Raw genomic sequence first — 22,017 nt, 5'->3', positions numbered from 1 at the left:
GAAAATATATTAGTGCCCGAGGTATGCCTTCTTGACGTTTTCCTCCGTACGCAACCGGTCCGCGGTGTCGTGGAACCGGATTTCCCCGTGCTCCATCACGTAGCCGCGGTCGGCCACCGATAGCGCCATGGACGCGTTTTGCTCGATGAGCAGCGTCGTTAAGCCTTGCTGCTTGATGACGCGCAGCGTTTCGAATATCCCTTTGACGACGATCGGCGCGAGGCCCATGGACGGCTCGTCCAGAATGAGCAGCTTCGGCTTCGCCATCAGCGCCCGCCCGATCGCGAGCATTTGCTGCTCGCCGCCGCTCATCGTGCCGGCGAATTGGCTTTTGCGTTCCGCAAGCCGCGGAAACAGCCCGTAGACGAAATCGATATCGCGCGCAAGCTCCGCCTTGGACGCTTTTCGCGAGTAGGCGCCCATGGCCAAATTGTCGGCGACGGTCAGCTTCGGAAACACGCGTCTTCCTTCGGGAACCATCACGATCCCGCTTTTTACAATGTCGTGCGTGGAGGCGCCGATCAGCTCCTTGCCGTTATAGCGGATGGAGCCGCGGGAAGGGATCACCCCGCAAATCGCGTTCACCGTCGTTGATTTCCCGGCCCCGTTCGAGCCGATGAGCGCAACGACCTCGCCGGCATCCACGCGAAGCGACAGGCCGCGTACGGCGTGAATGCTTCCGTAAGATACGTTAAGCTCATGAATTTGCAGCAAGGGGATGCACCTCCTCGTCGGATTTGCCGATGTACGCCTCGATGACCTTCGGATGCTCGATGACCTGCTCCGGCGCACCGTCGGCGATTTTTTCGCCGTGATCCAGAACGACGAGCCGGTCGCACAGGTCAACCACCATGCCTACGTTATGCTCGATCAGAATGACCGTCGTTCCGTGCTCCCGGATTTTGCGCACCAGATCGTCCACTTCCTTCGTCTCCTGCGCGTTCATGCCGGCCGTTGGCTCGTCGAGCAGCAGCAGCTTGGGGCTTGCGGCCAAGGCGCGGGCGATTTCGACCCGCCGCTGATTGCCGTACGATAAGCTTCCGGCCGACTCGTGCTCGAAGCCTCGCAGCCCGACCAGCTCGATCGCCCGAAGGCTCGACTCCGTCACGTGCGCTTCTTCCCGCGCAGCGGCGCGCAGGCCGAGGATGGCCGACCACAAACCGGACTTGGTTCGGCCGAACATGCCGACCTTCACGTTTTCGAGCACCGTTTCATCCTTGAGCAGCCGTATATTTTGAAACGTCCGGGACATCCCGCTGTTGGCGATCCTGTAGGAAGGGAGGCCTTGAATCGCTTTGCCTTCGAATTCGATCGTTCCTTCGTCCGCCTTGTAAATGCCCGTCAATATATTGAAAAACGTCGTTTTGCCGGCGCCGTTCGGGCCGATCAGCCCGACGATTTCGCCTTGCCTGACTTCAAAATCGACCGCTTGGACGGCCGTCAGCCCTCCGAAGCGCTTCGTAATGCCTTTGACTTTAAGCAACCGCGTCACCGTCCTTCGGCGACCCCGCTTTTTGCGGCTGTTTCGGCTTCAGCTTGATTCCCGTCTTGCCGAAAATGCCTTTCGGGCGGTAGCGCACGACGAGAACCATCAACAGCCCGTAAAGGGTCATTTTGTACATATCCAAGTACTTCATGTCGATAAAATCAAACTCGAACAATCGGAACATCTCCGGCAGCAAATAGAGCAGGCTGACGCCGAACAACGTGCCGCGGATGCTGCCGAGGCCGCCGATGACGACCATGCTGAGCACCGTTGCCGATACGGTGAAGCCGAAGGAGTCCGCGCCGATAAAGGAAACCTTGTGCGCGAACAGCGCTCCCGCGGCTCCGGCGTATGCCCCGCCGATCGCGAATACGAGCACCTTGTAATACGTCGTGTTGATGCCCATCGCCTTGGCGACCGTTTCATCCTCGCGGATGACCATCCACGCTCTGCCGATGCGCGAGCCGGTCATCTTCTTCAGCGCATAAATGCCGGCCGCCATGACGAGGATGACGAGAAGCAGGTACCCCGAATTATCAAGCTTCCAGCCGAACAAGGAAGGTGCCGGAATCGAATCGATGCCGTACGCGCCTCCGGTAATTTCGGCGTTTTTGAAAAACGATTGGATAATCAGCCCGAGCCCAAGCGTCGTAATCGCCAGGAAATCTTCCTTGACCCGAAGGCTCGGCAGCCCGAGCACCGCGCTGAATACGAACGTAATGACGACCGCGAGGATCATCGAGAGCCAGGTATCAAGTCCGGCCTTTACCGACAAAATCGCGGAAGCATAAGCCCCGATTCCGAAAAATGCCGCATGTCCTAGCGATACTTGCCCGGCAAAGCCGGTAATCAGATTGAGCCCAAGGCCCAGCAAAATGTAGATGACCAGAAAAACGAAGATATCAACGTAATAAGGATTCAGTATGCTGTCCATACGGATCACCTACACCTTCTCGATGTTTTTGCCAAAGAGTCCGGATGGCTTCACCAATAAAATAAGAATGAGAATGATAAAAGCGATCGCGTCTTTATCGACGACCATGCCCGTCATATAGCCGTCGCTCAGCGATTCGACAACGCCGAGAATGAGGCCGCCGACAATCGTTCCGGGAATGGAGCCGAGACCGCCCAGCACGACGACGCAAAACGCTTTGAGCCCTGGTATCGCCCCCATGGTCGGAAACATGGAATTGAAGTTCATGGCGACCAGAATGCCTGCGGCGGCGGCAAGAGCCGATCCGAGCGCGAAGGTGACGGCCACGACGCGGTTAACGTTGACGCCCATTAATGAAGCTGCGCGCAAATCCTGGGATGTCGCCTGGATGGCGAGCCCCATTTTCGTAAATTTGAGAAACAGGTACAAGAGTCCAAGCCCGATGACGCCGGCGACAATAATGTAAAGCTTCATATTCGTTAACGTAATCGATTCGGTCAGCTTGATGACGGAAATCTCAAAGCCTGTTTCCGGAAACGCTCTGGTGTCCGACGAGAACATAACCTGGAACACGTTCTCCAGGATGATGGCGATGCCGATGCCGCTGATCAGCGTCGTGATCGGATGCGTCCCGCGCAGCGGGCGGTAAGCGAATTTCTCGATCATCATGCCCGCCACGGCCGAGATGGCCATGGCGAACAGGAAGGCGACGATAACAGGCAGGTGCAAATAAGTGATTCCGGCCATGGCGGCAAAAGCACCGACCGTATAAATCGTCCCGTGGGCAAAATGAAGCAGCTTTAGCACGCCATAAACCATCGTCAGGCCAACCGCGATCAAAATATAAATGAATCCGAGGGATATGCCGTTAAGCAACTGCTGTAAAAAAACCAATGGGATCCATCCTTTCTGCAGGCGGATTGTCAGTTATACGCTTTCGATTTGACAAATTGGAATTTGCCGTCCTTCACGGTCATGAAGATGACCGGTTTAATGACTTCATGGTTCGCGCCGAACGAAATTTTGCCCGACGTGCCTTCGAGATCCTTCGTTTCGTTAATGGCTTGCTTCAGCTTTTCTTTGTCAGCCCCGGCTTTCTTCAGCGCTTCCATAATGACGGTCGCCGCATCGTAGCTTTGCGAGGAGAGCATGTCCGGAACCTCGCTAAATTTCTTCTGCCATTCCTCAACGAATGTTTTGACGATTTGGCGCTCGTCCGTTGCGTAGAACGAGGTGGTGAACGTCGAGCCTTCCGTATTGGACTTGCCGAGCTCCAGAAACTTCGGCGAATCGAATCCGTCAACGCCAAGCAGTTGAGCGTCTACACCGGCTTCCTTCGCTTGCTTGACGATCGCCGCGGCCTCATTGTAATACCCGACGACGTACAAGGCATCCGGGCTTGCGGCTTTGACGGCGGTCAGCACCGAGCTGAAGTCTTTGTCGCCCATTTTGAACGGACGCTCAATGACGACATTCGCACCAAGCTTGCCGACCTCTTCCTTAAAGGACGTATAAATTGATTTACCGTAATCGATATCAACGTAAAGCACGGCGATGTTCTTCTTCTGCAAATCGTTCACGGCGTAATCGGCCATCGCTTTCCCTTGAACCGGCCCCGTATAGATGACGCGGTTTACGTAATCGCCGCCTTTGGTCGCATCCGGGTGAACGGCGTAGGCGATGACCATCGGCACTTTGAGCTCTTGCATTTTGGCGGCGACCGTCTTCGTCGGACCGCTGTAAGCGCCGCCGACAACGGCAACGACTTTATCGTTGTTAATGAGCTTTTGCACGCCCTTTAACGCTTCTTCGGGCTTCCCTTGATCGTCCTCAGCGATCAATTCGATTTGTTTGCCGCCAATGCCCCCGGCTTTATTGTATTGGTCTACGGCAAGCATCGCCGCGTCTCTGCTGTGCGTCCCGTCCGTGGCGGTAGGTCCGGTTAACGGCCCGATCCAGCCCAGCTTGATGACATCGCCGCTTGAATTGGCAGCGCTATCATTTTTCATCGAATCATTTTGCTTTGTCGCGCAACCGGAAAAAAGAAGGGAAATCGAAAGCAAACTTGCCGCAATGATGGATATCTTTCTCATCGAATAGCCCCCTAATCGTTTTGTGTACCCATCTTACAATAAAAGCGCTTTCTTGAATCTAGTTAAACTTGCGGAACACTAGCACAATTTTGCTGCGCGGTATTCCGTCGGGCTTAAGTTCGTAACCATCTTAAATTTGCGCGAAAAATAGTTCGTATCCTGAAATCCCGTCCGCGCCGCGATCGCTTTGATCGGCAAATCCGTCGTTTCCAGGAAGTGCACGGCTTTTTCGATGCGGAGCTTGTTCAGGAAATCGACGAAGGGCATGCCGACCTCCTTCTTGAACAAATGGGAAAAATGGTAAGTGCTAAGGTAACAATATTGTGCTATTTCTCCCAAGGTGATTTTTTCCTGGAGATGCTCTTTCATGTAACCGATGGCCGAGCGGATGGCGGGCGATGCTTCCAGCGCGTGCGCTTCCGCCACTTGTCTCGCCAGCTTGCGCCAATATTCGCACACCTTGACGACGTATTTGTCGTAGCGAATCGTATGGTACAAATCCTGCATAATTCTTGCGCTGTCCGATAGCAGCACGGAAGCGTTTTGTCCGACATCCAGCACGAGCCGCGAAACGGTCATCATCAGCTCGAACGTCTCCGACTTGAACATGTCGATATTATGCTTATAGGCTTGGGCCAAACGCTCCAGCAATATTTTCAAATAAGCGACCGAACCTTCCTCGTCTCCGATCCGGACCCGGGCGAGCAGCTCCATTTTCTCTTCATGGGTCACGACCGGCACCCATTTGTCCCCTTTGGCGGATTGCTTCGTATATTGAAAAATAAGCCGGTTTCCCTGGAAAAACCGGTCGATCATCGATTCTTTCGCTTCCTCGTAAGAATGATTCAGCAAGTAGGGGTTATCGTAATAGGTTCCGATGCCGGAAGAAACGGAAAAGCCGTGCTGGTCCGTAATGTTCTGAATGTCGCGAACCATCCGCAAGGTCAGCTCGACGTAAGCTTCCTTCTCCTTGTCGGACTTCAGCTCCAGCAAGGCAGCCAGGACGCCTTCCGACACCCACACCCACAGAAACGGTACGGTGATTGCCCGATAAAGCGCGCCTACGAGCTTCTGCCCGATGTCCGCACGCCAAATAAACGGCTGTCCGACGGCCAAATCGTAATAACGGTCAATGGAGAAAACGATCACCACGTTCGGGTGGACTTCGATGCCGAGTCGTTTTTGCAATTCGCCGTACGTTCCTTCATGCACAAGCGTTCCGGAGATCAGCAGTTGGGAAAATGAAGCATGGGCCGCGTTGAATGCCAATGGTCGAGCCTCCCGGCAATTGCCATTTTTACTGTTTTAGAGTGAGCGCAGCGATTCTTTTTTATTCAAACAGCACCGGAAGGAAATTGTCGAATCATGCCGAATTTTCATAGTACATCAAGAGGAAACGGGGAACCATCATGTTGCGCGTCATGCTAGTGGATGATGAAGAGAATGCGTTAGATTTCTTGGAAATATTAATGCGGGACATCGGGCAAGTAACGATTGTCGGCCGGCATCGCAACGCGCTTCAAGCGCTGGAGGCCCTGCAGTCTACGCCGGTGGACGCCGTGTTCATGGACATCGAGATGCCTGGGCTTAACGGCCTGGAAGCGGCGAAGCGATGGCGCGCCATCGATCCGAAAATACAGCTCGTGTTCACGACCGCTTACACCGAATACGCCGTAGAGGCTTTTGCGATCCGATCGGTCGATTACTTGCTGAAGCCGTATACGAAGATTAGACTGCAAGATACGCTTGAGCGCCTTTCGGAAGCGGTGCGCAATTTGCCGCCCGCGGCGGACTCTCGCGAAGATTATTATATCCGCTGCCTTGGCGGATTTTATATCGAGCTCGGTTCGGCTAACGGGCTGTTCCCTTGGCGTACCGGCAAGGAAAAGGAGCTGTGCGCCCTGCTGATTCATTATGGAGGGATGCCGGTGGATACCGCGATGATCATCGAATCGTTATGGCCGGATTCCGATTTGGAGAAGGCGAAGACTTACCTGTACACGTGTTTGTCTTATCTCCGCAAAGACTTCGACAAATTCGGCGTTCCGCTCCGGGTGAGCAAAGCCGATAAAGGCTATGCCATCGCAATGAATGGCGTCAAAAGCGATTTGGCCGAGTTCGAGCAATTGCTCCAAACGGTCCCAAAAGACCCGAACACCTCTGATCAACATTACGCGAGATTAAACGAATTGTATAAAGGGGTATATTTGGAGGGCTGCGACTACGGCTGGGCGGCTGCCAGAGCAGAGGAGCTGATCTTCGGATACGTCCGGGCGCTGCGGTTGTTTTACCGGTATTACGAAAGCCAAGGCAATCTTCTATTGGCCGAGGATTGCTTGAAACGGATTGTTTCCGTAACGCCGGATTCCGAAACGGATGGCCGGGAGCTGATTCGGTTCTATTTGCAAACCGACAAACGAAGCGAAGCTTTAAAAGTTTACGTGCAGCTGGTGCAGACGGTTCGCCTCCAATTGGACGTAGAGCCCGAGGATGAGACTTTGCGTCTGTACGGGCAGATGGCGCAGCAAGGAGCTCTATGAGAAAGAAGCTATCGGCGGCGGTTATTGCCTTGGTTATCCTGGCGGCAACGTATGTATTGTTTTTGCAGATTTTCACTCCCGACGGGGAACATGCGCCGAAGGCGGTTCAAGGGAAGCTGGATCTGACGGATTGGTCCTTCTCCGATCAAGGTACCGTCCCCCTGGACGGGGAGTGGGCGTTTTACCCGAATCGGCTGCTGGATCACAATGATTTCGCCGCGAAGGACGGCCGAGAGCAATCGTCCGCGCCCGCTCCGGCATGGATCGATGTTCCCGGATCATGGACGGACAAGATGGACACGCTCGGCAAAGCGACTTACCGGCTGCTCGTCCATATCGGCGAAGCCGGGCATGTTTTCGGACTTAAAACATCTTCGATCCAAATCTCGAACCGAATCATCATCAACGGGCAAACCGTAGGCGAAAGCGGAAGTCCGGCAGAACCTTACGATGCGAAAAATAAGCCCTATGTCAGCTACTTCAATTTGCGCAGCGGGTGGAACGAGATCATCGTGCAGGTGGCGAATCACGAATTTCGTGTGAGCAGCGGCATCAAGCATCCCATTGAATTGGGATTTCAATCGGATATTGCCCGATTGCGCGATGTTGCGCTGGCGAACGATTGGATCGCCGTAACCGCCTTTTTAATCATGGGGCTGTATTTCATCGGGCTGTTCACCCAGCGCAGGAGCGATTATTCCCTGATTGCGTTCGGATTGCTCTGCGTGTTCATTGCCTCTTATACGGCAACGCGCGGCGAAAGAGTGCTGCTCGTCTTGTTCGATTCGGTCCCGTTCTGGTTATTTATCCGCATCCAATTATTGTCCACTCTAGGGGCGGGGGCCGGGCTTCTAATCTATCTTTATTTGGCGTTCCGGCAGTTTTGCTCCGCACGGTTCATTCGGATCGGTTTGAGCGCCGGAATCGTGATGGGCGTTCTGTTGGTCGGATTTACCGAATTTTTCGCCAACGAGTATTCACTCGTATGCTCGACGTTATACGCAACTTTGCCTTTCCTGTATGCGACCTATGTTTTTGTATTGGCCGCTTTGCACAAGGTGGAGGGAAGCATTTATCTGGTCGTTGCGGCTATTGCCTTGAATACATACGCCTTGCTGCAAAATCTTAACGTATACACGGCAACTTCGGTTTCTTTTGTCCCCTTCGAGCCGTTTTTGTTCCTGCTCATGCTTGCGCTGGTCATGTCGCTGCGGTTTTCGAACGCTTTTAAGCAAATCGAGGATTTGTCGTTGAAGCTGATCGAGGCGGATGCGCTCAAGGATGATTTTTTGGCGAGAACGTCCCATGAATTCAAGACGCCGCTTCACACGGTAATGAACATTTCCCGGTCGATGATCGACGACGAGCACGAGACGTTGACGGCGACGCAGCAAGAAAAGCTACAGCTGATGATGGAGATAACCGGCCGTTTGTCGCAGCTGGTTTACGATATTCTGGATTTGTCCAAGCTGAAGCAAGGCCGCTTGACCGTACATCCGATTCCGGTCGACGTTTATTCGGCCGTTGAGCTCAATCTGCAAATATACGGCTATTTGTCCGCGGACAAAAATATACGGCTAGTAAACCACGTGCCGCGGCAAATGCCGTTCGTTCTCGTGGATGAAAGCCGGCTTCATCAAATTATCGGCAACTTGCTGGACAATGCGATCAAGTATACCGCCCAAGGCAGCATTGAAGTTTCGGCTGAGGAAGCGGGGGATATGATCGTCGTCTCGATTCGGGATACGGGGGCGGGGATGGATGAAGCTTCGCTTTCCATGATTTTCGAGCCTTTCATGACGTCCAGTCAGGCGGAAAGAAATTCGATCGGATTAGGCCTGTCCATCGTGAAACAGCTTCTTCAGCTTCAGCAAGGGGATATCTCGATCGCTTCCTCCATTGGCGAAGGGACAACGGTTGCCTTCCGGCTTCCGAAAGCCGGTTCCGGCAGCAAATCGGGGAGCATCCGCACAGGTGGAGAACGCGTTATGCCTGCGCAGGATTATTCGTTTCCGACGCCTTATTATTCGGAGGGCGAAGGAACGTACACGGTGCTCATCGTGGACGACCATTATCCTAATTTGCGAATTCTGATCGACATGCTGCGGCCGCTCGGCTGCAACGTCATTGCCGTCAAGAACGGATACGAAGCGCTCGAACAAGTGGCGAGTCCGAAGGGGATCGACCTTGTTGTTCTCGATCTTATGATGCCGGGCTTGTCGGGTATCGAAGTGTGCCTGGCCATCCGAAAAAAATATTCGCTGCTGGAGCTCCCGGTATTGATGGTCACGGCAGCAATCCAGCCGCAGGACAAGTTAGCCGCGTTCGATGCGGGGGCGAACGATTTTTTGTCCAAGCCGTTTGATACGGCGGAACTGAAAGCGCGAATCAAAGGATTGCTGGCGATGAAGCGGACGTTAGGCAAGACGATCGAGTTGGAGATGGCGTTTCTGCAGTCGCAAATCAAGCCGCATTTTTTATATAACGCCTTAAACTCGATCATTGCGCTCAGCTATACGAACGCGGAGCAGTCCAGGAAGCTGACGACCGATCTTGCCGACTATTTGCGCGGCAGCTTCCGGTTCAGCAATACGCAGAAGCGGGTTTTGTTCGTCCGGGAGCTGGAATTCATTCAGACTTATGTCGATATTGAGCAGGCGCGGTTTCTGGATCGTCTGCGAATCGAATATGACATTGCGGAGCCGATCTATAACGTCAGTATCCCGCCGCTGCTCATTCAACCGCTTGTCGAGAATGCCATCCGCCACGGAATCGGACGGCGGGTTGAAGGGGGCACCGTACAAATTTCGGCTCTGCAGGAGGGCGGGCACTTCAGCTTCGTCATTGAAGACGATGGCGTCGGCATGACGGAGGAGTCGCTTGCCAAGCTTAAGAGACGGCTTGAAGGGAACGAAAGCGAATCGGATGCCTCTCAGGGTGTAGGCCTCTACAATATCGGAAAACGTCTGAAATTCGAATACGGGACAGAGCTGCAGCTGGAAAGCAGGCCGGAATTTGGTACAAAAGTCACGGTGCTGATCCCGATCGATTCGGCGAAGGCGCAAGCAGGATGAGTGCAATATTGCGGAATCAACCGAGTGAAGCCGTCGCAGCGGCGGAGCTCGGTTTTTGTCGTTTTTAAGGTTTTTTTAAGGTCCGATATCGTACGATAGTCCCATTCACATTCATCATCAAGAATGAAATCGGAGGTTGGAATTGGATGTTGGCGAAACGTAGGAAGAAGGATATGAAGTGGGTCAGTTCATTGCTGATCGCGTGCCTCATGGCCCAAGTGCTTTTTCTATTGCCGGGCGGCGTTGCGGAAGCGGATGCAGCTCCTCGTTATGAGGACCAAATGACTTGGTATGACTTGAACCCGGTTGGTGGCGGGCCAAGCGGACGAACGGCGCCGAGTGTGGCGTATGATCCTGTACAAGATAAAGTGCTGCTTTTTGGCGGACACGTTGGCTCAAAATTAAATGATACGTGGATTTGGGACGGTAAGACGAATACTTGGACGAAACAAACCCCAGCCCATATTCCGACTCAACGGAGCGGCGCAGGAATGGTCTACGATCCGAAGCATAATAACATTGTCCTTTTTGGCGGAGACAGCGGTTCTCTTCTAAACGATACCTGGATCTGGAACGGATCGGATTGGACGAAAGTTACTCCCGGCTTATCGCCTCCTGCAAGAACTACCCTGCAGATGGCTTGGGATGGGAAGCAAGTTGTCTTGTTCGGGGGCGGAACAAACTCAGGTTCATTGAACGATACGTGGACTTGGGATGGTACGAATTGGACAGAGCGGACGCCAAGCGAGAAGCCGGGAGCACGTGAGTTTGGCGGTTTTTCGTATGATGGCACCGGCGGGGCCGTGCTGTTCGGGGGCATAAAGCAACCGGGCGCATCGCTGCTGAACGATACATGGAGGTGGAATGGAACTACATTCGAATGGGAGCAAATAACAACGGCTGTATCTCCCCCGGTTTTAGTAGCCTTTGGCATGAATTATAACAATGAGGGCCGCGTCGTGTTGTTCGGCGGGGAGTCCAGTCTAGCCCGGATCAGCGATGAAACCTGGGTATTCGACCCGGCGGCAAAGCAATGGTCTAAATCTACGGCTACTAGAACCCCGGGCGCTCGTGCGCATAATACTCTTACTTATGACGGAAGAAAGATGATCATGTTCGGAGGTTTTATACCAGACATTCAAACTTTACCAAACTATACATGGGGATTTGATTTGGGTTTGAAGCCGGGTGTAAGCACGAACGATATTAGCGTGTCCGAAGTGGACAAAATGGCTAAAGTGACTGCCCAAGTGAATAACGACGGTGGGCTTATGATTACGGATAGAGGCGTTGAATATCAAAAAGTCGGGGATGCTGACTGGACAAGAAAGCAGCTTGGAAGCGGAGCCAGTTCATTCGAGGTAAACATCGGCCCACTTGAACGGGGTACCGATTACGTAGCTAGAGCTTATGCAAGCAATGCTGTCGGCACTTCCTACGGAGATATTAAGTCTGTTACGCGATTGAAAAAAGGCGTTACCGTTGAGGCGAATGTTTCAAAAGGCGCGATTATATATGGCAGTGACAGTGAAGTGACGGTAACGGCGTTAGTGTCGGGTGGAGACGATACGCCTACAGGCAACGTAACCTTCAAGGCGGGTGAGACGGTACTCGACACGGTGCAACTTGATGAGAACGGTCAGGCATCGCTGACCATGGCTAATTTTCAGGAGCCAACCCATTACGATACTATGCATATTACCGTAGAATATAGCGGCGATACAAACTACGCTGTGGGCACTTCCAATCCGATTGACGTGAAAGTGTACAAATACATTGATTCGACATTAACGCTCACTTCCTCGGTGACGGACTCGGTATACGGGCAAGAAGTGCAGTTCACATTGGACGTGAGCCCGGAATCGACCGCCGGAGGAGCGCCAACCGGCACGGTGCAATTTAAGGAAGGCAGCACAGTGCTCGGCGAAGCTCCGGTAGAAGTGCAGCTTGATCAATCTTTCAAAGCGATTTGGAAAACAAAGGTTCTTCCAGTCGGTTCGCATCCTATTGCGGCGGAATATTCGGGGAACCTCGCAGCCGGGGGTTATCATTCAGGCAATGACACCGGCTCCGTAACCTTGACCGTCAACGAAGCAAACGTGAAGGTTGAGGTCGAGGCGTCAAAAACGAACCTCGTCTACGGCGAGCAAACCGTGCTGTCCGCGACGGTTGAAGCAGTGCCTCCCGGCAGCGGCATCCCAAGCGGCACGGTTACGTTCATGGTCAATGGATCACAGATTGGCGAACCGGTAGTCCTTGAGGAAGGCGAAGCTTCGCTGACCGTATCCGATCTTGAGCTTGGCAGCCACTCGTTCACGGCAACGTATAGCGGCAGCGAATCGTACAATGCAGGGGCCGACTCCACCGGAGTTGTGGTCACGGTCATCGAAAGCGCCGAAGCAAGGCTTAGCAATCTGGAACTGACGGACGGCAGCGGTACGCCGATTTTGCTACAGCCGACGTTCGCAGCAGAGACGAACAACTATACCGCAATCGTTCCCGGCAGCGTAACAACGGTGAATCTAAAAGGGGTAACACAGAGCGACTATGCGGAAATGACAGTGAACGGCAATCCGGTGGATTCGGGAGACATGTTGACGGACTTGCGGCTCGTACCGGGTACCAACACGATTACGATTGTCGTCAAAGCGCAAAATGGCGACGAGCTCACGTATACGGTTGTGATTACCCGGGCTTCGGCGCCAAGCTCCCCGACGGACGTTACGGCGGTGGCCGGGAACGGACAAGCAACCGTCAGCTTCACCCCGCCGATCAGTAGCGGCACCAGCCCGATCACCGGCTACACCGTAACTGCTTATCCCGGCGGAATGACGGCTACGGGGAACGGCAGTCCGATCACCGTGACGGGCCTTTCCAACGGGACGGCCTATACGTTCACCGTGACGGCAACGAATGCGGCAGGAACGTCGGCGCCTTCCGCTCCATCGTCGGCCGTTACGCCGAGCAGTCCTGGCTCGCCTTCTTGGCCGAGCAATCCGGATACCGGCAACGGGTCAACGAATCGTACGCCTGCTCCTGCGCCATCGCCCGTGGAAGTCATCACGGTTGATGTCGAGGATTCCGGATCCGCATCCGGAGGCGTTGTCGCTAAGGCTGTGATCGAGCGGACGAAGAAACAGGACGGCACGAAAAAAGACGCTGTCAAATTCACGCCAGAGCAAGCGAAAAAAACGGTCGACAGCATCGTTTCGGCCGGTTCATCGTCGGCAAGCATCGTTATACCGGATTCGAAGGACGAGGTATCCGAGCTGAACGTTACGATGCCGAAAGACTCGGTTGGCATTGTGTCCGGGGCGAGCATTGACTTGGGCATCGTAACGGACAATGTGAAGGTGCGGATTCCGAACGAATCGCTGCGCGGCTTCACAGAGGACTTGTATTTCCGGTTCGTCCCGGTGAAAGAAGAATCGAAGAAACAGGAGATCGAAGAGCGCGCCAACCAAGAGGTGGTCGTCAAAGTGGTGGTGGGCGATCAAGAGGTAAGGGCAATCGGCCGTCCGATGACGATCGAAACGAACATGCAAAACCGCGAAGTTACATTGGTTATGCCGATTGTAGGGGACAAATTAACGGAAGCGGAAATGAATAGCTTAGCAATCTATATCGAGCATAGCGACGGGACGAAGGAGCTGCTGAAGGGCGTTCTTGTATCGTATAACGATAAAGGCGTTAGGGGGCTTCAATTTACGGTCCATAAATTCAGCACATTTACACTCGTGCGTATGCCGGCCGAACAGCATAAAGCGTACATCAAAGGTTATAAAGACGGCAGCTTTAAACCGGACAACAACATTTCCCGTGCGGAAATGGCGGCGATCTTGTCGAGAGTCGTCAAAAAAGATACTGTTGCCGCAGATGTATCCTACAGCGACGTGACGGAAACGTACTGGGCCAAAGACGCAATTTACCAAGCAACTGCTATGGGCTTGATGCAAGGTTATCCCGGCGGAGCTTTTGGCGGGCAGCAATCGATAACCCGCGCCGAGATGGCTAAGCTTATCTCGCTGCTTATAAGCGATGATAAGCCGGCTGGAGCAGGCTTTACGGATATTGCGGGCCATTGGGCCAAGGAATACGTCGTCAAGGCGCAAGCAGCGGGAATCATTACCGGTTACGAGGACGGGACATTCCGGCCCGATCAACCGCTGACGCGTGCCGAAGCGGTGACGATCATCAACAAGGTGCTTGGACGGGTTCCGTCTGCGGAAGCTCCCGAATCACCGTGGAAAGACGTTCCTGCGACATACTGGGCGTTGGCCGATATCGTGGAGGCGTCCGTAGATCATTAATACGAAGGAAGCAACATTGGAAGCTCGTACCGGAGAGGTACGGGCTTCCTTATTTTTTTGAAGACGATGGCGACGATCTGAATAATTCTTAACTTTTGTTAAGAAAAGCTTCAGCGGTCGTTAAGCGATTGGCAACTAAACCGTTAAGGAGTCTCTTCTATACTGTAGTCAAGTATGGAGGAGGTTGTTTATCGAAATGAAAGTACTAGGAAAAAATCAGATCGTGATGATCGCATTGGCATGCATTTTTATTATCGCTGCATTTCTGCGAATCAACTTTATCGGATCGGTGTCGCATAACGTATCTCATGACAGCAAATATTACGACGAGATGACGAAGCGCATGCTGGAGAAAGGCGTGTATGCGTATAAAGAGGAAGTATCGAACGCACGCGTAACTCCGGGGTTTCCTTTAATTATGGCCGCTGTATACAAAATCGTCGACTACAAGAACAACGATCCGTTCCCGTATATCCGATATCTTAACGTGGCCTTAAGTTTAATCAGCCTTTATTTGATTTATCGCATCGCGCGCAAGCTGGCGGGCATATGGGTCGGCGTGACCGCCGCGTTCGTCGCGGCCATCTATCCCCCGTTCACATGGGCGAATGGAGCCATTCTTACCGAAGTACCGGCCAATTTCTGCTTTCTGGCATACTTATACTGGCAGCTTCGCGCCTTGGAGACGAAGAAGCGGTGGGATGCGCTAATCGCTGGTGCGCTGCTTGGTGCGACCGCGCTCATCCGCCCGGAATTTCTGCCGGTCGTCGTGCCGGTTTATGTGTTCCACTGGTTATGGCACCGCAGGCTTGAATCGTTCAAGCTGCTGCTGTGCAGCTTGCTCGGCATCGCCATCGTCATGTCGCCGTGGTGGATACGCAACCTTGTGACATTGAACGAAGTTGTCCTCACCGCTACGCAGACCAACCCGTTTGCGGCAGGTACATATCCTGATAAAAACTATGACGACGGCCTTGTCGATCGCAAAGGGAAAACGCAGGATCAAGTGGCGATGGAGCGATTGAAGGTAGGTTTTACCGAACATACGTGGACGTTCGTCAAATGGTATACGATCGGCAAGCTCGATTATACGTATTCGAGAATGTTTTTTGGCAGTGGCCATAAGCCGATGTTTAAAGTGATTCCGCTCGGCCATCAATTTCATACGATGATCATATGGAGCGGGCTGCTTGGACTGATCTTGGTTTACCGCCGCTGGCGTCAGCCGCTTACCGTACTTGCCGTCATCATTACCGTCATGTCGATGATTCGGCTTCTGTTCGTGCCGGAATACCGCTACAACTTCGTCATGATGCCGCTGATCGTCATAATGTCTTGCTGGGTCGCGGTGCGGGCGGGACGATGGGTTTTCAACAAAATGCGCGAATACGAAGCGAAGCATTCCGAAGCGGCTGATCTCGCAGTCGGCGGCGGAGCGGAGCTAGGAGCGAGCTTGCCTGAGTCGGCTGATGCAAGCGCAAGTCTAGTCGCGGCAGCAGCCGAAGTTGACGATGGTGTGGAGCCGGGTACAGATACAGCCGCGAAGGAGCGGAACCATGCAACATGACATACATCCGGGAGGTGGCGAGATGGCACGTCTGCGAGGCTTGATGCCCGTTATTATTGCGATCGGTGCGGTGACTGTCGTGCTGGTTGCGCTGTTGTTCGGAGCGATTGGCTTCCTGAAGCAGCAGAAGGCGCCGAACCCAGGCGCAATGCCTGCGCCGGCGCCGCAGCCGGTACCGATCGAGCGGCCCGAAAAGCCGGTGTATTACAGCAATAAGGTGAACGTACTCATGTATCATCATTTGGAGCTAAAGCCGCCGAACAAGTCCATCATTACGCCGCAGCTGCTCGACGACCAGCTGGATGCGATGCTGGAGAACGGCTTCAACATCATTACGATGGACCAATACGCCGATTTTATGCTTCGCGGCAAGCCGGTGCCCGACAATGCCGTGCTGCTGACCTTCGACGACGGATATGCCAGTTTCTATGAATTGGCGTATCCCGTCTTAACGAAGCACAAGGTCACGGCAACCGATTTTATTATGGCGGGTACGATCGAAAACGACAAACATCACGGCTATAAAAAGCTGACTTGGGATCAGATGCGCGAAATGATGCAGAACGGCCACCGGTTCATGAACCATACGTTCGATTCCCATCAATACGCGGCGATTGACGCGCAGGGACATACCCGGCCGATGCTGGCGAGCAAAATTTATATGGAGCGGGAGAAACGGGGCGAACGGACGGACGAATACATCCGGCGGATCTCGACCGACCTCCGGGAGGCGGAGAAGCTGCTCCGGGAGCAGCTTGGCAACACGTACGGCGTGCTTGCTTTTCCGTACGGCGTCTATAACAAGGAAGTGCTTCAGGCAGCGAAGGAGGCGGGAATCGAGTTATTCCTGACGATCAGGCCGGGCATTAACACAAGGGAACAGAAGGTGGGCTACCGTATTAACGCAGGCAACCAAAACATAACTCCGGCCAAATTGATCGAATCATTGAAAAAAACGGCTGCCGAAGCGGAGTCTAACGATAAAACAAAACATTAAGCTGCAGTTGATTATATGGAGAAACAAGGGAATGAAAAAAAAGATTACTGTATGCAGCGTTGCTATCCTGTTAATTTTAGGGATAATATTAAGAATTTACGCTATGGATTGGAATAAGGAACTAGCGGGAGATGAAATTGGATATGATAAGATGGTACGACAACTCATTGAAACAGGAACTTTTGGATATGCCCCTTATTCTTATTCCAAGGAACCAAATGCATTTACCACTCCGGGATACCCATTATTCTTATCCAGTATCTATCTTTTATTTGGCTATCATGATTCTGCCCCAATATTTGAAATTCAAATTATACAATTATTACTTCAAATACTGAGCGCATTGGTTCTGTATTTCATATCTGAACAGTTATTTTCAAAGGTCACCGTGTCAATTATCGCGATGTCAGTTTATTTATTCCATCCTACTTTTATTTTATCTCCTTCATTTTTATTAACTGAGTCGCTATATGAATTTATATTCATGTTATTTACATATATGTTGCTTATTGTTTTTAGAAAAGAAAGCTCCATTCAACATCTAGTATTGGGATTCGTATTTGGAGTTGTTGTTCTTATTAGACCGGCGATATTTCCATTTATTATCATATATTTTGTTTATAGTTGGGTGGTTTATAAAGCAAAGGGAAAACACGTTTTCATGAAACGAATATCCATGTTTATCATTGGATTTATTGTGGTTATGTCCCCGTGGTGGATACGTAATTATATAACGCTTAACAAGGTTGTTCTTCTTGCGGAGCAAGGTGGTAATCCGTTATTATGGGGGACGTTTCCATATAACTCGAATCCAAAAATTAATGTAAGTATTGCGCCGGCGGAAATGGGGGAAAGAGCACTTTCACGAATTATTGAAGGTTTTAAAAGTCAACCGCTATATTATGCAGGCTGGTATACATGGGGAAAAACATGGTACCTTATAAAAGATATTTGGCCCGGGAATCATTATATTTCTAGAAATACGATTTCAAAAATACTCCACTATGCTATTATTTTCTTTGGGGCAATCGGACTAATTTTTATGTTATTAAGTAAGGAGAAAAAAAGGTCTTTAATGGTTCTTATAGTCGCATTAGCGCTAATTAGTTTTGTGATTTATTTGCCATTTGCTCCTACACCAAGATATTTCTACTCCAGTATTCCATTTTTCATACTTGGGGCAGGGTACCTAATAGGGTTACTGATGAAAATAACCAAAATGGAATTAAACAAGTTTATAGGTAAAAAAATACCCTTATCGAAGTAGAAGCCACTAGGCTTCTATTTTTATTTGAGATTTCGAATCCTATGCAAAAATAGCCCTCCCCGCGTTGCTACCGGCAGCCGGGAAGAGCTATTGCATTTGATCGGGTCAGCCGTTTGAATCGGCTTGCCTTATTGCGCGCCTTGTGAAACGCCGGAGCCTTCACTTCTGCGCATCCGAAGTTTTCCTTGGTGCTTGGAGTCGATAATTTGATCCAGATGCTCGCTAAACTGCTTTTTGCGCTCATCCATTCTTTTGTTGAACGACGCCGTCATCGCCTGCTTCAGGCTATCGCGCGAAACGCCTTGCTCCGTGGCGATTTGCGCCAGTGTTTTGCCGGATTGCAGCTTCTGCTGCAGCGTTGCTTCATCGAGCTTAAGCACCTTCAGCACGTCATCGCCGATGCCTCTTTTATACCCGCCATGGCGGCCTTTGTCCATGTAACCCGGATGCTCCGATTGGATGCCTCCCACCGAAGCGGCACTAGCGCCAATCGGGATCATGACGGCTAACGCGGTCGTTAGGCCAAGCGCTTTTACAAACTTGTTCATTGTGTAACCTCCTGTGTAGGGTGTGAGATTCGCCTCTACCAGTATTGCCCTTTTTCATCAAATTTAGATAAACCGAACCTTAAAGAAAGCTGAAAATAAACTAAAATTTTGTCGATGGCCGTCGGTCTTCCCTATTTTTGACGGATGGAGGGCGGTTGACATCGATGGCGCACAGCAGTATGATCTAATTGTTAATACTTTTAACTATTAATATTTTGAACTAAAAATACAGCGAGGTGGTGCTTGGAGCCTATGAAGGAGAAAGAAGAATTAGCCAAGCTGCTATCGGCGATGTCCTACAAATTCGTCGTCGCATACGGCAAAATACTTGATAGCGATTTGTCGGGATCGCAAGTCTATATGATGCAATTGCTGCAGACGGAAGGGCCGAAGAAAAGCTCGGAGCTTGCGGAGCTGCTGGAAATTAGCCTGCCTGCGATTACGAATCTGGCGGGAAAGCTCGTGCGCAAAGGGTATATCGAGCGTAACATTCCGGAGCACGACCGCCGGGTGACCATGCTGCAAATCACGGCCAAGGGCAACGAGGTGCTCGAGAAGACAAACGACAAATACGCGACCTTAACGGACACGTTATGGAGCGGTTTTACTCAGGATGAACTAAGCCAACTGCTAAATTTCAATAAACGTATGTTCCAGAATCTAATCGAACAACCTAAGGAGTGAACGATGATGACACAAACAGTGCAAACGGCAGTCATTACGGGAGCGGGCAGCGGAATGGGACGCGCAACCAGCTTGAAGCTGGCCGAAGCGGGAATGAACTTGGTGCTTGTCGATTTCAACGAGAAATCGGGTGCGGAGACGCTTGAATTGGTAAAGGGAAAAGGCGTGGAAGCGATTTTCGTCCAAGCGAACGTATCGGTGAGCGCCGACGTGCAGAACTACGTGAACAAAGCGGTCGAAGCATTCGGCCGGATCGATGTATTTTTCAATAATGCCGGTATTATTCAAAAACCTTATCTGCTGTCCGACATTCCGGAGGACGAATTCGATCGTGTCGTTGCGGTTAACCTGAAAGGCGTATTCCTTGGCCTGAAATATGTGCTGAAAGTGATGGAAGCGCAAGGCTCCGGATCGATCATCAATACGGCTTCCACCGCAGGACTAAAAAGCGAGCACAGCGTGTCGGTATATTCCGCGACGAAGCATGGCGTTGTCGGTTTGACCAAAGGCGCAGCGATCGAATATGCCAAAAAAGGGATCCGCGTCAACGCGGTATGTCCGGGCGGCGTCATGACGAACCTCGTTGCCGGTTTCGAGCAGAACGTCAAGGAAACGGGTAACGTGCCGGAAATCCAATTTCCGCGCATGGGCCGTATGGCGGATGCAGACGAAATCGCGAACGTAGTCGCGTTCCTGGCATCGCCGGGTTCCAGCTATATGACCGGCTCCATCGTCACCGTCGACGGCGGTCTGACGCTGTAATCCAACATCCCGGTAAGTTCAGGCTATAAATGGGGCAAGGAAAAGGGCTTTGCTTCTGTCTATCCGACAGAGGCAAGGCCCTTTTTCACGTTTCGTATGTGTCTAACCTAATTTCTTTTCCTTAAGATTGAGTCTCTGTCGTCTGTGTAGATTGTTTTTCTTCTTGCTTTTCCGCACGCTCAAACTTGCGGCCGCGCTCGCCGCGTTCGACGTGTTTAAAGCCTTTGCCGTTCACCATTTTCTCCGCGATATTGACAGCATCGGCTTTGAGCTTATCGGCTTGCTCCTGCGTCATGTTGCCGTCTTTGACCGCTTGATCGATGTTGCTGATCATCGCTGTTTTCTGCGCATCGATCAACTTCTGAACGTCGACGTTTTTCTCTTTGGCGATATCGGCCAGCGATTTGCCGGAAGAGAGCTTCGTTTTCAGCTCATCGGCCGTAAGGCCAAGCAGCTTGGCTGCCTCGGTCAAGTCTTGTTTCATGCCGAAGCCGAATTTGTCGCCTTTCTCGAACTTCCCGTCAACCATGTTGTCCAAGTTGCTGGCGAATTGTTTTTTTTGCTCGTCCAGTGTTTTGTTAAACGCATTGGTTAACGTTTGCTTCAGCTTGTCGCGTGAAACGCCCTGCTCCTCTGCAACTTGCGCCAACGTTTTGCCGGACGACAGCTTCTCTTGCAGCGTCTTCCGGTCCAGCTTCAGCAAGTCGAGCACCTCTTGGCTGACGGCTTCTTTATGTCCGAACATACCGTGTTTGCCTTTTTCTTGAATTATCGTTTGCTGTTTTGCGTCCCCGGCCGAAGAACCCGTCGTGCTGCTGGCAGCGTAAGCGCCGAGCGGGATCATTACCGCAAGTGCGGTTGTAATTCCAAGGGCTTTTGCTAATTTGTTCATCTACATTCCTCCGTTTCGGATCTTTGTGTGCATCGCACAAGCCCATTATTGACCCCGCTCCTTAAACGAAGGTGAAAGATTGCTTAAAGAACGATGAAGACAAACTGAAAGTTTGCTGAATGAGAGAGGGTTATCAAGAGGATTCGACTTCGTTAGGTTTGTCTCTACAAATGATTCCAAAAAGCGTGCAGTTCGACTATAATTAAAAATAGTTATTATTTCCAAGTGGGAGTGGTTGAACTTATGTTTCGGGTAAAAGCGTTATTGACATTGGCTGGATTTATATTGGGCATTGCCGGCGGTATCGGCATTATGCTGAACGATCAAGCTTCGGATTCGATCCGGCAGGCGATCGGCGCGTCCGCGACAAGCAATGCCATCGGATTCGACATGTCGAATATCCAGGGCATGGACCTGGAGACGGCGTTAATGGCCGTTCAGAGCAATAGGGCGAATCTACTTGATCAACAGCTGAGAGATCAAATCAATCAGGTTCAAGCGCGCAACGAGATGATCAGCAAGCTGAGTACGCTTCTCGGAAGGCTTCAGCAGCTTCGGCCGGGGAATGGCTCTGCGGCGCTGCCCGCGGAATTGCGTCTCGAATTGACGAATGCCGGCGTTAAATTGCCTGCGGCCGAAGTTTTGAAGGGCGAGGAATGGACAAGCCTGATGACGGAGCTGAAAACGAAGATCGACGGCATTTCCAGCAATCAACAGATGGACATGCTTCGATTGCAGAGCTTGTCCAACAAACGGAACGAAGCGTTCGATGTCATGACCAATTTCATTAAGAAAATGCAAGATTCCCGCTCGTCGATCATCGGCAATATGCGATAATTCGGTTCTAGATGGAGCGTCATGCG

17 protein-coding genes are annotated in these 22,017 nt (G+C 51.8%); 9 read left to right on the top strand and 8 right to left on the bottom strand.

The annotated features are described in order from the left end of the window. Nucleotides 1-9: 9 nt before the first annotated feature. The 6 genes from AC0LWM_RS06095 to AC0LWM_RS06070 form a co-directional block, all read right to left on the bottom strand. Nucleotides 10-714 (bottom strand): ABC transporter ATP-binding protein, encoded by a 705-nt coding sequence (locus tag AC0LWM_RS06095; protein WP_474674024.1) that lies wholly within the window; start codon nt 712-714, stop codon nt 10-12. Next, nucleotides 698-1,483: an ABC transporter ATP-binding protein gene (locus AC0LWM_RS06090; protein WP_474674023.1), complete on the bottom strand. Its 786-nt coding sequence runs from the start codon at nt 1,481-1,483 to the stop codon at nt 698-700. The genes AC0LWM_RS06095 and AC0LWM_RS06090 overlap by 17 nt, the downstream gene beginning before the upstream one ends. Next, on the bottom strand, nt 1,476-2,420 hold the full coding sequence (locus AC0LWM_RS06085; protein WP_474674022.1) for a branched-chain amino acid ABC transporter permease: 945 nt from the start codon (nt 2,418-2,420) through the stop codon (nt 1,476-1,478). Before AC0LWM_RS06085 ends, AC0LWM_RS06090 begins: the two co-directional genes overlap by 8 nt. A 9-nt stretch (nt 2,421-2,429) precedes the next feature. Next, nucleotides 2,430-3,314, bottom strand: a complete 885-nt coding sequence (locus tag AC0LWM_RS06080) for a branched-chain amino acid ABC transporter permease (protein ID WP_474674021.1) — start codon at nt 3,312-3,314, stop codon at nt 2,430-2,432. A 29-nt stretch (nt 3,315-3,343) separates the two neighbouring features. After that, nucleotides 3,344-4,513, bottom strand: coding sequence for an ABC transporter substrate-binding protein (locus AC0LWM_RS06075; protein WP_474674020.1), 1,170 nt, complete (start codon nt 4,511-4,513; stop codon nt 3,344-3,346). A gap of 78 nt (nt 4,514-4,591) precedes the next feature. After that, on the bottom strand, nt 4,592-5,782 hold the full coding sequence (locus AC0LWM_RS06070; RefSeq protein WP_474674019.1) for a helix-turn-helix domain-containing protein: 1,191 nt from the start codon (nt 5,780-5,782) through the stop codon (nt 4,592-4,594). A 140-nt stretch (nt 5,783-5,922) separates the two neighbouring features. Here AC0LWM_RS06070 and AC0LWM_RS06065 point away from each other — a divergent pair, with 140 nt between their 5' ends. The 6 genes from AC0LWM_RS06065 to AC0LWM_RS06040 all read left to right on the top strand — a co-directional run bounded on the left by AC0LWM_RS06065 (nt 5,923) and on the right by AC0LWM_RS06040 (nt 18,268). After that, nucleotides 5,923-7,053 carry a response regulator gene (locus AC0LWM_RS06065; RefSeq protein WP_474674018.1) on the top strand — a complete coding sequence of 377 codons (1,131 nt, stop codon included), beginning with the start codon at nt 5,923-5,925 and terminating at the stop codon, nt 7,051-7,053. Further along, nucleotides 7,050-10,127 carry an ATP-binding protein gene (locus AC0LWM_RS06060; protein WP_474674017.1) on the top strand — a complete coding sequence of 1,026 codons (3,078 nt, stop codon included), beginning with the start codon at nt 7,050-7,052 and terminating at the stop codon, nt 10,125-10,127. Before AC0LWM_RS06065 ends, AC0LWM_RS06060 begins: the two co-directional genes overlap by 4 nt. A gap of 146 nt (nt 10,128-10,273) precedes the next feature. Next, on the top strand, nt 10,274-14,437 hold the full coding sequence (locus AC0LWM_RS06055; protein ID WP_474674016.1) for a Kelch repeat-containing protein: 4,164 nt from the start codon (nt 10,274-10,276) through the stop codon (nt 14,435-14,437). A 196-nt stretch (nt 14,438-14,633) separates the two neighbouring features. Beyond that, nucleotides 14,634-16,004 (top strand): ArnT family glycosyltransferase, encoded by a 1,371-nt coding sequence (locus AC0LWM_RS06050; protein ID WP_474674015.1) that lies wholly within the window; start codon nt 14,634-14,636, stop codon nt 16,002-16,004. A gap of 22 nt (nt 16,005-16,026) precedes the next feature. Continuing rightward, entirely contained in the window at nt 16,027-17,001 is a 975-nt protein-coding gene (locus AC0LWM_RS06045) for a polysaccharide deacetylase family protein (RefSeq protein WP_474674014.1), read from the top strand. Between the two features lie 31 nt (nt 17,002-17,032). Then, complete coding sequence (locus AC0LWM_RS06040; protein WP_474674013.1) at nt 17,033-18,268, top strand: glycosyltransferase family 39 protein; 1,236 nt, start codon at nt 17,033-17,035, stop codon at nt 18,266-18,268. A gap of 128 nt (nt 18,269-18,396) precedes the next feature. Here AC0LWM_RS06040 and AC0LWM_RS06035 read toward each other — a convergent pair whose 3' ends face one another. Continuing rightward, on the bottom strand, nt 18,397-18,816 hold the full coding sequence (locus tag AC0LWM_RS06035) for a hypothetical protein (RefSeq protein ID WP_474674012.1): 420 nt from the start codon (nt 18,814-18,816) through the stop codon (nt 18,397-18,399). A 252-nt stretch (nt 18,817-19,068) separates the two neighbouring features. On the opposite strand from AC0LWM_RS06035, the gene AC0LWM_RS06030 reads away from it, so the two are divergent. Both AC0LWM_RS06030 and AC0LWM_RS06025 read left to right on the top strand, forming a co-directional pair. Next, nucleotides 19,069-19,500, top strand: coding sequence for a MarR family winged helix-turn-helix transcriptional regulator (locus AC0LWM_RS06030; RefSeq protein WP_474674011.1), 432 nt, complete (start codon nt 19,069-19,071; stop codon nt 19,498-19,500). A 6-nt stretch (nt 19,501-19,506) separates the two neighbouring features. Continuing rightward, nucleotides 19,507-20,262, top strand: a complete 756-nt coding sequence (locus AC0LWM_RS06025; protein ID WP_474674210.1) for an SDR family NAD(P)-dependent oxidoreductase — start codon at nt 19,507-19,509, stop codon at nt 20,260-20,262. Between the two features lie 121 nt (nt 20,263-20,383). Here AC0LWM_RS06025 and AC0LWM_RS06020 read toward each other — a convergent pair whose 3' ends face one another. Continuing rightward, nucleotides 20,384-21,154: a hypothetical protein gene (locus AC0LWM_RS06020; protein WP_474674010.1), complete on the bottom strand. Its 771-nt coding sequence runs from the start codon at nt 21,152-21,154 to the stop codon at nt 20,384-20,386. Nucleotides 21,155-21,397: 243 nt separating this feature from the next. On the opposite strand from AC0LWM_RS06020, the gene AC0LWM_RS06015 reads away from it, so the two are divergent. After that, on the top strand, nt 21,398-21,991 hold the full coding sequence (locus tag AC0LWM_RS06015; RefSeq protein WP_474674009.1) for a hypothetical protein: 594 nt from the start codon (nt 21,398-21,400) through the stop codon (nt 21,989-21,991). Nucleotides 21,992-22,017: the final 26 nt, after the last annotated feature.

Source organism: Paenibacillus sp. sgz302148 (genome assembly GCF_056120465.1).
This window is presented reverse-complemented; position numbering and strand designations above follow the sequence as displayed.